Genomic DNA, 11,691 nt, shown 5'->3' on the forward strand with positions numbered 1-11,691 from the left:
GGTGTAATCTGCTCGGTTCTCTCGAAACAGCCGAACACCGCGTTCGCGCAGTTCAGCCGGATAGGCGGGGGTGAATCGTCTCTTCGTCATAGGGCTCATCCTTTGAGTGTTGTACTCTCCGGTAAAACCGGGGCGGTTCAATCAACCGCATCGACTTCGACAACACTGATATCAAGGATCAAAGGGGTCGAATCAATCTCGAGTTTGACCTTCAATAATCGAGTTCATTGTCGAGCTAATTGCCGGGGGTAACTCAATGGTGCTTACGCACCCCGCTTGCGCACAAGCTGGCCGCCGCCATCGGTTATAACGCCATTGGAGCGGACGGAGCGCCCCTTTTTGTTGGGGTGAACTTGTGCGCAAAGCCTGCTTGTCACTTTAGGCGAAATCTCAAATTGGGTCGTAGCCTTGAACTCGAAATCATTAACCTTGCAAATCTTCCACCGGATGGAGTAATTGCAAGGTATGTATAGACGCCAAACGCATCAACTTGTGCAATCCGCGCTGGAGACCCAATCCGCTGTAGTCCTCCTCGGCCCCCGGCAAGTTGGGAAAACCACGCTTGCTCTCGAGATCGCTTCGGCGCAACCATCAGTGTACCTTGATCTTGAACGTGAGGCGGACAGGCAGATCCTGAACGAACCAGATCTCTATCTGGATGAACAGGCGGGAAAACTCGTGATCCTCGACGAGGTGCAGCAGATGCCTGGCCTTTTCAAGAACCTGCGTGGTCAGATCGATCAGCGCAGGCGGGCCGGGTTTCGGACGGGACAGTTTTTGCTCTTAGGTTCAGCCTCAAATGTCCTCTTGCAACAATCGGCAGAATCCCTCGCCGGGCGTGTCCGGTATATCGAAATGCCCCCTCTGCGACTGACCGAGGTGGGGGCTGATCAGTTGAATACGCTCTGGCTGCGAGGTGGCTTTCCTGACAGTTTCTTGGCTGGGAGCGATCAGGCAAGCATGGACTGGCGCCTGGATTTCCTGCGCACCTATCTAGAACGTGACATTCCTGCCCTCGGGCCGCGTATTCCGGCCGCAACGTTGCGGCGCTTCTGGACCATGCTGGCGCATGTACAAGGCGGCCTGCTGAATGCTGCCGCCCTTGCTGAAGGGCTCGGTGTGTCGGGCCAAACCATCGGTCGTTATCTCGACCTGCTCGTCGATCTCATGCTGGTACGACGGCTGCAGCCTTGGCACGAGAATGTCGGCAAGCGACTGGTGAAATCGCCAAAGGTTTATGTGCGGGACAGCGGGATCGTGCATGCGCTGTTGAGTATTGGTACGACCGAAGGCTTGCTCGGCCACCCTGTCGTCGGCGGCAGTTGGGAGGGGTTCTGCATCGAGACCCTTCTTGCCGCGGCGCCCGCCGGTACCGAACCCTTCTTCTATCGCACCTCTGCCGGCGCTGAGCTTGATTTGGTCCTTCGCTTGCCCGGCGGCGACATCTGGGCCGTCGAGATCAAACGCACGACCGCGCCGAAGGTTTCTCGTGGGTTCCACACCGGCGCAAAAGACGTCAAGGCCAACCGGAAGCTGCTGATCTACGCCGGAGCGCGTGATGTCCCGGTGGCCGAAGACATCCGGGCAATGCCCCTCGAACAGGGAATTGGTCTGTTGAGGGCACTCTAGCGCAGCGCTTGTTCTTCCCGCTGCGAGACGCACGAGGTCAAAGGGTTTTCTTCTCTTGTTCAGTTTCGAGGACTTTGCCAATTTCCCTGTGGCATCTTTGGGGTAGTTTGCGGGAGGGGGCGAAATGACACTCTCTCATGAGTGTTTTGATCTTGGCGACACAACGAGATTACCCCGCTGGCGCGAAATGGTCAAAATATGTAGCCGGTACAGGCGCTGGAGACGGTCGGCCGAACCGAGTGTTGTCACGCTCTCATCCGCGGATTGAATACCGCCTGACTAAATGCGGCGCGGGATTGCCTCTCTCTAAGAACGGGGCGAGGGGATGCACGATTGGTTGCAGCGGGCATGTGTTGGAACCGCTGGCCTGGCTTTATCTGGTTGGGGCAATGGTTATTTTTATGCTCGCCGCAGGAATTGACATGATCGTGCAACGGGCCTTGTTTTTGTTCAAACAGCGGATGACCGCCAGCGAAGTCAAGCGCGAACGCAAGGAACAATCCGGAACCCCTAAAGTCCGGCAGGAGAGAAGGCGTCGTCACCATACGGTACCATCCACAAATGGCGCCGTTGCCCCGTGTGACCGCCAAATCCAAGACACCCGAAGGCATGGCATCATTGCGCCAAAACACCCGCGAGCGCGGATTGCCAGAACTGGTACATCCTGCCATTGCGGCGTCATGCCTTAGGAAATCGCCTAGCGATACGATTGATGCGGCTATGTTCAATGACATTGCGCTGGCCCTGCGGCAGATGTTTTCGCGCTGGGGCTTCGGCTCGGCAGAGCACAAATGTAAGTCCAACACCTCGCTGAAGAAGCGTCATCAGTTGACCAAACTATGAATCCAGTCGCATGCATCAGCGTCTGATTGGTCGAGTAGGTCAAAAACACGCTAGGAACAAAAAATGAATATCATTAATCCCTTGATTGCGAGAAGCGGGTCTGGCATAGATTCAATCTCTTCGGTTGCTGCGCGATCTAAACCCTTGGTGAAACAAGCAAGGACCTCTGATTGTCGCTTGGCTTTGCACCCTCACATGACTCCCGTCCAGAACCGGTACCTACCCTGCCCCGTGACTTCGCGGATGATCCCGGCTTTGGTCATCCAGTTGAGGTTGCGCTGGATCGCGGCGCGACTGGCCCCGGTTTCGGCTTCGGCCATCGGGGCGCTGATCAACGGCCAGTCCCGCAAGAGCCGGATTAGTTGTGGCGGGGTGCGCCCCGATAATCCCGCACAGACCTTGGTGGCGCGCGCATCCCACTCCGCGATCTCATCCAGCAGCCGCAGTGCTGCGCGGGTCGCGTGATCGGCGCCCGCGATCCAGCGCTGCAAACGATCCTGCGCCGCACCACCCGCACGCAGGCCCCCTGCCCCACCCAAGGCGAGCGGCAGGAACAACGCCGCATTGCCCCCCTGCATCGCATATCGGGCCGCAACCACCGCCGCCTCCATCAACGGTAAAGGCGCAGCCCCGCCCATCGCGTGCCCCGCCGACACCTCCACAATGGGCCACAGGTGGAATCCCAACGCCGCACGGGTCAGAGGATGCATGTCCGCCGCCTGCCCCATCACGTCTTGCCAGTCGGCGATCTGGTCCTCCAATCCAGTCTCTTCGGATTGCCGTCCCAGAAACGCGGCGAGATCGTCTTGCGGAGCCAATCCGCCCTGCAGGCGCCGCGCAGCCCAACCGGCCCTTCCCAGGGCCTGCGCATCTTCGTGATCGCCTGCCAGACGAAAGGTCAGCCAAAGCGCCAGCCGGTCACGCGGCACCCGATCCCCCGCGAGCCAGCTCAGATCAGCCGCTTCGGTCAGCGCCAGCCGGTGGCGCCACCCTACAGGTCCCGCTTGCAGCCGTGCGGTCAGCGTCCCCACACGCAATGCCAGATCTCCCAAGGGACGCGCCAACGTTGCCTCGGCCGCCATCCAGACATCCACATCCACCAGCGGCGTTTGATCCGCGCGCGGCCCCGGCAGATCATGCGCCTGCAACACCGCATGATCCGGCCCAGGCAAAAACCACAGATCGTCCTCTACCACCGGGTCCGGATCGAAAAGGTCCAGATCGGCAGATTGCGGGCTTTCATCTTCGAGGAAAGAATTTTTGCGGGGATTATGCATAATGTGCATTCTAGCATTATTTTGCACATCACCCAAGTGATCTTCTATGTTAGTTATTATACATGATAAGTTGCAGTTATCATGTCTCTTGATTTTGACGCCTGAAACCGCCAAAACATGGCCAATGTCGACGCCACAACCACTGTCCACAATCATGCCCCCTGCCCTCTCGGACGCGGATCAGGACGCATTGACTGATCTTCATATCCGTGGCACGCCGCCCAATACCTTGCGCGCCTATGAGCGGGATCTGATCTACATCACCGCCTGGAAACAGGCGGCCTTCGACGCGCCACTCAGCTGGCCTGAGAGCGAGACTGTAGCCCTGCGCTTCATTCTCGACCACAGCCGCAGCCTTGAGAACGTCAACCCGGCAGACCCCGCACTGACCGTCGCTGAGGCTCTGATCGCCCAAGGCCTGCGCAAGACGCTCGCCTGCCCTGCCCCGTCGACGCTGGACCGCCGCATTGCGTCCTGGCGCGCGTTTCACCGGATGAAGAACCTGGCCAGCCCGTTCGACGCCCCCCTGCTCCGCCAGACCCGCGCCAAGGCGCGCCGGGCCGCCGCGAAGCCCAAGGCACCCAAATCCGCCAACCCGATCACACGCGAGGTGCTGGAGGCCGTGCTGGCCACCTGCGACCACTCCCTGCGCGGGATCAGGGACCGAGCGGTGCTGATGCTGGGCTGGGCCTCGGGTGGCCGTCGCCGGTCCGAGATTACGGGGCTGATGCGGCAGGATGTCGACCTGAAGGATTACGCCACGGATGGGATCATCTGGATCGACCTGGTGGGCACAAAGACCACCGCTAAGGGCAAGACGCCGCGGCTGGTCCTGAAAGGGCGCGCGGCCCAGGCGCTCGCCTTCTGGATCGAGATGGGCAGGATCGACGCAGGCCCTCTCTTCCGCCCCATCACCCGGAATGACAACCCGCTTGATCGCCGGCTGTCACCGGACGGGATTTACCAGATTGTGCAAAAGCGTATGGACATGGCCGGGTTCCCCAAAGGCTTTGCCACCCCGCATGGCCTGCGCTCTGGTTTTCTCACGCAGGCCGCGCTGGACGGTACACCGATACAGGCCGCCATGCGCCTGTCGCTGCATCGGTCGCTCGCGCAAGCGCAGCAGTACTACGACGATGTCGAGATCACCGAGAACCCCGCAACGGATTTGTTGGGCTAATGGATGAGCCGGTGTGCGGAACGACAAAAGGGCGGTTACCCACGGGTAACCGCCCTTTTGGTATCGCGCCTGAGGTTACCCGTGGGTAACCTCCGCCCATCAAAGCGTCGTGACCCGTGGGTTTCCATCGCGCAAGGCCCGCTGAAATGCCTCGACCGCGTGCTCTAATTGCGCCTTTGGCATACTAGCAAAATCATCATCGCCCACAATGCGGCATTCGCCCTTGCGGGCCGTGACCTTCATATCGCCAACATGGAATTCGCGCTTTTCCTTGCGCTCGGCTGGCTTTGGTATGCTGGCGCTCTCTGGCTTGGCGTCAAGGAACCTTGTCAGCACCGCCGCCTGCTCTTCTTCGTTTGCGCAGGTACGTAAAGCGGCGCGCAGCTTTGCCGCGCTCCCAACCGATTTCAGCGCGCGCGCCACATCGACACCAAGATTACGCGGCACGGCTTTCGGCCATTTCAGATCACCCTCAAGCGCGCTGAGCAGAAACACAAAGCTGCGGATATAGGACCGCTTGACCTTGTGCAGCGCCCCATAAAGCCGCAGCACCATCGCGTCAGGATCAACCTCGTCGGTGTCTTCATCCTGCGCCGCAAAGATCGCCACCTGTGCCATCTCGGCAAAGCTGAGATCTTCGCGCACGACGTTTTCCTCGACCATGTCGATATAACGCGCCAGCCTGTCGCCCTCGCCCACCTCGATCCGCGCGATGACCGTAGCAAAGCTGTCGTCGCCGGTCTCCGCAAACAGCTGGGACAGTGCCGTGAATCTCCGCCAGCCTTTTTTCAGCTGCAACCGCCCGGCGGCATCGCGGTAGAGTTCGACTGGCTCTTTCTGGCCGCGTTCTCTGATCGATGCCTTGAGCTCATCCATCTCGGTCGATGCGGCCACCGCTTCGAGGTCAAGCCTGTCGCGCGGCAGGTCCGTGGTTTGCACATCCGCCAACGGCACCGAAGACAACACACGGCCCTCTTGCTGAGCGGCGCGATATTCCTTGGCATCGCTGGCATTCTGGCGGCGCAGCTCGACCTTGGCTTCAGTTGTTTCCTGAAGGCTTTCGGCGGCGTCGCGCACAGCGGCCCCCATCGGCCCGACACTGCGCTCGCGCGGTTTGGGAGTTGCGGGTGCATCCAGTGGCCCAAATCCGAATTTGTTTTTCGTTGTCATTCTGCTGCCTCCGATTTCGCGCTTTCCTGCTCCCAAGATTTCAGCACAGTCGTTTTGAATTCGTTATAGGCCCTGTCGAAGCTTTGCCTTGCCCGCTTCCAGGTTTCCCGGGTCATCTGCCGATAGTCCTGTTCGTAAACGCTCATCTGGAAACGCCCCGACTGTTCGACGGCGCGCGTCATCTCAATGGGGTTCAGGCAGACATCGGCGCCAAAGACGTTGCGAAATGCCTCCATCATTGCGTTGTGCAGCGGGTTGTTGGCCTCGAACCGTGTCATCAGCAGACGCACGTCCATGAATGATTTGGGCAATGTCAGCCCGGCATCTTCGGCCAGCGCGCTGAACCCATCCGAGATATCGGCCATCGCATCCCCAAGCTGCCCCAGATAGCTGGTGGTGCTGTCGTATTCCCAGTAGCCCGGACCGGACGGGATATACAGTATGTCGGATGCAAAGGCCGCGTTCAGCGACTGATAGCCAATCGCCGGCGGGCAATCAAAGATGATCAGGTCATACTGGTCGTCGGGTAATTCATCGAGGTAGCGGGCAACGCAGCCGAAAAAGCTCCAGGCTTTGTGCAGGCTGCGGTATTGCGCGCTGGCAAATTCCACAAAGGCAGCGTTGGCGCAGGATGGGATGATATCGATGGTCGGCCAGCATGTCGGCTGGATAAAGTCCTGAAACCGCTGCGCACCAATCGACTGCACATCTTCGGGCAGCTCGTTGGCCGACGGGTAGGGGCAATCGTCGGGGTCATCATAGCTGTCGGTGATCCTGTCGGCCTCGCGGCACAGATCGCGGCACATGATCCCCCAGACGGTGTTCCATTCCTTGACCTCTACGATGCCCATCGAATGGGTCAGCGTGGCCTGCGGATCAAAGTCGATGCACAAGACGCGATAGCCATCGAGTGCTGCGGCATTTGCCAGATGCTGGGCCACGACAGTTTTGCCGACGCCGCCTTTGAAATTGCTGACGGCGACACGCACCGCGCGTCCCCTAGGCCGTCGTGGCAGCAGGGATTTGCCGCGGAACTTGATCCGGCGGCGCAGCTCGTTGATTTCGTCAAGGGTGAACCAGCGCTGGCGCCCGTCATCTTCGGTTTCACCCTGCGGCAGAGAGGGATCGTCTGCCAGTTTCTTGCGCAGCGTGTCAGCGGGCACGTCGAACATGAACTGGCTGATTTCCCAGATCGAAAAGGGGCGGAGGGTTTTCACCTCGCCCGGCGAGAATGTCGCGCGGCGCACGGCGGCTTGTTGTGTCAGGCTGCGTTCGTTCATCGCTTGCAGGTCGGAATGTGTTCTCATGGTGTGCTCTTGTTTTTTACCTATAAGTCGTGAATAACGGGATTTGAGGGAAACTGCAAAACGCAAATTCCAAAAATCCCGTTTTTGCCGATTGCACTGCCTATAAGACGGAATTACGGCTGATTTCTGCTATATTTGGTGACATGAAATCGGCGATTTACAGAATAGGGTGACATGAACTGCAGAATACGGTGACATTATAGGTGTCCCCCTTAACCATATAACCTTATTTCATATCAATAGATTGATTTTCGATATATTTCTCGTTTTTAGTCGCTTGTTGACAGAAAACGGGAATTCGTGTCTTGCTAGAGCATAAGCAGAATCGGCGACAAGAGCCGGCACTTGAGGCAAGACAGTGAGATGTCATCATGGATGCGAAACGGTTGGTTGGCATAAAAGCCAGCTCTCTCAAATATGACTTACTAACAGCGTTGTCCGTTTCAGGCCTGCATCGTGATGCCCGTCACCAAATTTCTATCTCGCGTTTGGTCCTGCTCATCACGGCGCGGTACAACTGGCGTCTGGATGAGTTTTGCGTCGGCCAACGTGATCTAGCGAGAATGTGGAACGTGACCGAGCGCACTGTGAAACGCGAGATCAAATACTGGCTGGAGAAACAGCTGGTCATTTGCAAGCGCCAGGGCGTGCGGGGCAGGGTAGGGGCCTATCGTCTGAACTATCCCGAGATTTACTGCATGTCTGCGCCTTTCTGGCAAAATGTCGGACCGGACTTTCATGAACGCATGACAGAGACGCATCCGTTCAGAAACGCCAAAGTGGTTGCGGTCGATTTTCGGAGCAAGACGACAGCGCCCGATGCGGTGGATCCTCTGTCCGCAAAGGACCTACACACCTGGCGCGCAGCCTGCCAGCGTATGCAAGAGCTGCACCCTGCGCATTACCGCAACTGGATAGCACGTCTGACCTTTGAGAGCGATGATCAAGAGACGCTGGTGCTGTCGGCGCGGAACCAATTTGTTGCCCATTATGTACAGACCCATCTGATCACAATTGTCGCGGAGGCCGTCGAGGCAACACTAGGTCCACGCAGGCGTATTGATGTCTGTGTATTGTCCGGAGCAGGAAATAAAAGCACCTAAACTTTCCGACACTGAACGACTAGCCATCTTTAGTCCGATAATGCAAACTTATTGGACATAGAAAAGACCCGCAGGGTGAGGCGGTTTGAACACTATATTGTAGCGGAAAGCGCCGTCGTGGGATAGTGTTGTAGGATGACCTATGCCGCTGACAGCATCGATACCCTACCGCGATTGCCCTCCTGGGTCACCTCTGGGCATGCCGAAACCCTTGACGATGTGGCGTTTTTGTCGGGCGGAGCGCTCAGCCATCTGTATCTTGTGTTGACCCATCCCAGTGTCCCCAAACCCTTGCTGCGTGCGCGTTTGGCGCTGCGGGCGGCAGAGGCCTGTGTCACGCATATCGGTCGGGTCGAACGGGCACGGGAGTTGCGGGATGCTCTGGCATTTTTACAGCCGGGCGACAATCCAGGGCCATCGGGTGAGGTCTATCTTTCGTGGCGTCGGGGTGTTGAACGGAAGATCAGCATTGGCGCGTTACATCGTGCTTTGCTCGAGGTCGAAGCCGCGCAGATTGCTGAGTGGTTGGATGCGCCAGCGTCTCGTGGCACAGGGCAGGGCGGCCTGATTGGTCGCGCGGCTGCTGTGTTGGAAGCCGTGCTGCGGGATCGTCCGAGGGCGATCTCAACAGCGTTGTTGTTAGCAGATGCAACCTTGTCTCAATCTCTGGGATGGGCGGAACTCGTCCCGCTGGTGACCCTGAAATTCAAACGTGCAGACTTTAAGTTGATGGGCGATGATCTTCGCCTGACTTGCCATAGAGCGGTCTCTGCGGGTGTTGTTGAAACCCTGCGCGAAGCCGCGGACCTGACGCGCCGTGTAGCCAAGTTGCAGGACGCGGCACCCAAGCTGCGGGCAAAGGGATCGGAAGACGCGGTAGCCCTGTTTCTGTCGCAAGATGCCGTCGCACCGACGATGCTGACTTCGCTGCAATCGGATCGCGGCCGCCGCCGGTTTTGTGATCGGTTGGTGGAGCTGGGCGTGGCACGCGAACTCACTGGCCGGGATACGTTCCGGCTGTACGGGCTTTGAGCATGGCAAAGACCAAAGTCGATGCCGAACTCGATCGTGAGTTGGAAGATTTGCCGCAAAACCTCCGTTGGCGGGAATGGATGCGGCGGATTGAGGCGGTACTGTTCGCCAGCGCGTCGCCTGTGCCGCGCGATGATTTGGCGAAGGTCGTGGGTCAGGGGGCCTCAGTTGATCTGCTCATCGAGGATCTGATCGCGGATCAAGCAGGCCGGGCCTTTGAGATCGTACAGGTGGCAGGTGGTTGGATGATGCGCACCCGGGTCGCATATGCGCCGGCCATCCGCGCGGCAGCTGATGTTGGCGCGCAGGAACTTGATTTGCGAGAATCCGAGGTCGCCGTACTGGGCGCCATTGCCTATCACCAGCCGATCACGCGCGACGGCCTGAAGGACATCTTTGGCAAGGAGATCAGCCGTGACGTGATCGGGCGGCTCCATGCGCAGGACCTCATTGTAACCGGTCCTCGGTCACCGCGACGTGGCGCGCCCTATACCTATGTGACGACTGAGAAGTTCCTCGTCGCTTTCGATCTCCGATCGCTACAGGATCTGCCAGACCGTGAGGCCCTCGCTGACGCGGGGCTTGGAGATAGCGTGGCGAGGTAGGTGACGGTCATTTGGTGAAATATATATCGGACAAATGGTGTGACATATAGTGGACATTTCGTGGGGCTTGTAATAGGCATCTTGTGAAATGACCGACACAGAAGAATATTTGCCGCGCCATCTGACGTCGGAGTTGCGAGATGCGCTGGCATCGGCACGGGTTGTGAACCTGGTCGGACCTAGGCAAGTCGGTAAGACGACACTTGTCCGCGATCTGTTCAGTGAAGGTCGTTTCGTGACACTGGATGATGCTGCGGTTCTGGCGGCCATGGATGCAGACCCCGAAGGTCAGCTGACAAGCCTTGCGGAAGATCAAGGGATCGCGCCGCTCATCATCGATGAGGCACAAAGATCACCAAAGCTCGCGCTTGCCATCAAGAAAATTGTGGATAGCAATCGCCGGAAGGGCCAGTTTGTCCTGACGGGCTCTTCCAACGTCTTTACGACCGCAGAAGTTGCAGACTCTTTGGCCGGCAGAATGCGAACCCTCAAGCTCTGGCCTTTATCTGTCTCCGAGACCATCCGGTCACCCGTGAGCCGGTTGATCGACTGGGCGATGCAGGACGCGCCATCGCTGACACAGATCGCAGACCCGGCGCCAATGGATCGAAAGGTATGTATCGATCTCATACTTGCAGGCGGATTCCCGGAAACCCGCACACTTCCCCTACGGTCGAGGCAACGCCAATATCGAGACTACGTCGACGCCGTGGTCGACCGAGACGTGGCCGACATAATGCCCATTCGTAAACCTGACGCGCTGCGCTTCTTGATTGACCAAATGGCCGCCCGGACGGCGCAGGAGATCAACACATCGGAACTGTCCAAACTCGCTAAGCTAAAACGCGAGACGGTTGATCAGTACCTCGACATTCTCATGCGCCTTTCGATGGTGAGCAAACTGAGTGCCTGGATGCCAGGCGAGGGTAAGCGAGATATCAAGCAGCCGAAATTCCACTTCGTCGACACCGGCATCGTCACGGCACTGCGTCGATTGAACGAGAGATCGTTTGAGATAGGCAATGCTCCGGAAGCACTGGGTGGCCTCTTGGAGAGCTTCGTCGTTGGTGAGTTGCAACGTGCATTGCCGATGCAAGATGAGGATTACCGGCTCTATCACTGGCGCAGCGCGGATCGGCGAGAGATTGACGTTTTGATTGACGGAGGACACCGGCTTGTCGGGGTTGAGGTCAAGGCAGCGGCAACTGTTTCGGCCGATGATTTCAAACACCTGAAATGGTTTGCAGCCGATGGGCCAGGCAAAGGGCGAAGCGCCAACAGTCTCGTGTTCTATCTGGGGCAGGAGAAGCTCACTTTTGGAGACGGAAACTTCGCTCTACCGCTCAGCTCGCTGTGGACTCCAGTGGACTTGAGCTAAGCACCCCCGCCGGTAGAGACGGCGTAAGGACGAAGCCGCTATCGCGGCAATGGCGCTTGTTTCTGGCGTAATGAACCCATGCTGACTGCGCGTATTTTGCGATCTTGATGACCTGTCTGACGATTGGGGTTTCTCAATCTGATGACAGGAGGTTCCCATGACAGAGG

The 11,691-nt window shown here is 58.2% G+C and carries 11 protein-coding genes; 8 read left to right on the forward strand and 3 right to left on the reverse strand.

Annotated features, from left to right (window positions below; all coding sequences use genetic code 11):
* Positions 1–465: 465 nt before the first annotated feature.
* The 3 genes from ACFWW2_RS01855 (at position 466) to ACFWW2_RS01865 (ending at position 2,472) form a co-directional block, all read left to right on the forward strand.
* The gene (locus tag ACFWW2_RS01855; RefSeq protein ID WP_393925671.1) at positions 466–1,629 is read left to right on the forward strand and encodes an ATP-binding protein; all 1,164 of its coding nucleotides are present in this window, start codon (positions 466–468) and stop codon (positions 1,627–1,629) included.
* Positions 1,630–1,766: 137 nt separating this feature from the next.
* The gene (locus ACFWW2_RS01860; RefSeq protein ID WP_393925661.1) at positions 1,767–2,318 is read left to right on the forward strand and encodes an EscU/YscU/HrcU family type III secretion system export apparatus switch protein; all 552 of its coding nucleotides are present in this window, start codon (positions 1,767–1,769) and stop codon (positions 2,316–2,318) included.
* A 31-nt stretch (positions 2,319–2,349) separates the two neighbouring features.
* Positions 2,350–2,472 (forward strand): hypothetical protein, encoded by a 123-nt coding sequence (locus tag ACFWW2_RS01865; RefSeq protein ID WP_393925662.1) that lies wholly within the window; start codon positions 2,350–2,352, stop codon positions 2,470–2,472.
* Between the two features lie 191 nt (positions 2,473–2,663).
* On the opposite strand, the gene ACFWW2_RS01870 is transcribed toward ACFWW2_RS01865, so the two are convergent.
* Positions 2,664–3,749 (reverse strand): helix-turn-helix domain-containing protein, encoded by a 1,086-nt coding sequence (locus ACFWW2_RS01870; protein ID WP_393925663.1) that lies wholly within the window; start codon positions 3,747–3,749, stop codon positions 2,664–2,666.
* 124 nt (positions 3,750–3,873) lie between these two features.
* Between ACFWW2_RS01870 and ACFWW2_RS01875 the strand changes: the two genes are divergently transcribed.
* Complete coding sequence (locus ACFWW2_RS01875; RefSeq protein WP_393925664.1) at positions 3,874–4,929, forward strand: tyrosine-type recombinase/integrase; 1,056 nt, start codon at positions 3,874–3,876, stop codon at positions 4,927–4,929.
* A 99-nt stretch (positions 4,930–5,028) separates the two neighbouring features.
* On the opposite strand, the gene ACFWW2_RS01880 is transcribed toward ACFWW2_RS01875, so the two are convergent.
* Positions 5,029–6,099: a ParB/RepB/Spo0J family partition protein gene (locus tag ACFWW2_RS01880; RefSeq protein WP_393925665.1), complete on the reverse strand. Its 1,071-nt coding sequence runs from the start codon at positions 6,097–6,099 to the stop codon at positions 5,029–5,031.
* The gene (locus ACFWW2_RS01885; protein ID WP_393925666.1) at positions 6,096–7,406 is read right to left on the reverse strand and encodes an AAA family ATPase; all 1,311 of its coding nucleotides are present in this window, start codon (positions 7,404–7,406) and stop codon (positions 6,096–6,098) included. The genes ACFWW2_RS01880 and ACFWW2_RS01885 overlap by 4 nt, the downstream gene beginning before the upstream one ends.
* Positions 7,407–7,777: 371 nt before the next feature.
* Here ACFWW2_RS01885 and ACFWW2_RS01890 point away from each other — a divergent pair, with 371 nt between their 5' ends.
* The 4 genes from ACFWW2_RS01890 (at position 7,778) to ACFWW2_RS01905 (ending at position 11,524) form a co-directional block, all read left to right on the forward strand.
* A complete protein-coding gene (locus tag ACFWW2_RS01890; protein ID WP_393925667.1) occupies positions 7,778–8,509 on the forward strand; it encodes a DnaA N-terminal domain-containing protein in 732 nt (243 codons plus the stop codon).
* A 135-nt stretch (positions 8,510–8,644) separates the two neighbouring features.
* Positions 8,645–9,541 carry a DUF1403 family protein gene (locus tag ACFWW2_RS01895; RefSeq protein ID WP_393925668.1) on the forward strand — a complete coding sequence of 299 codons (897 nt, stop codon included), beginning with the start codon at positions 8,645–8,647 and terminating at the stop codon, positions 9,539–9,541.
* A 2-nt stretch (positions 9,542–9,543) separates the two neighbouring features.
* Positions 9,544–10,146: an SMC-Scp complex subunit ScpB gene (gene scpB / locus ACFWW2_RS01900; RefSeq protein ID WP_393925669.1), complete on the forward strand. Its 603-nt coding sequence runs from the start codon at positions 9,544–9,546 to the stop codon at positions 10,144–10,146.
* Between the two features lie 88 nt (positions 10,147–10,234).
* Entirely contained in the window at positions 10,235–11,524 is a 1,290-nt protein-coding gene (locus ACFWW2_RS01905) for an ATP-binding protein (RefSeq protein WP_393925670.1), read from the forward strand.
* Positions 11,525–11,691: the final 167 nt, after the last annotated feature.

The sequence above is a fragment of the Yoonia sp. R2-816 genome, assembly GCF_046762905.1.
GTDB lineage: Bacteria > Pseudomonadota > Alphaproteobacteria > Rhodobacterales > Rhodobacteraceae > Yoonia.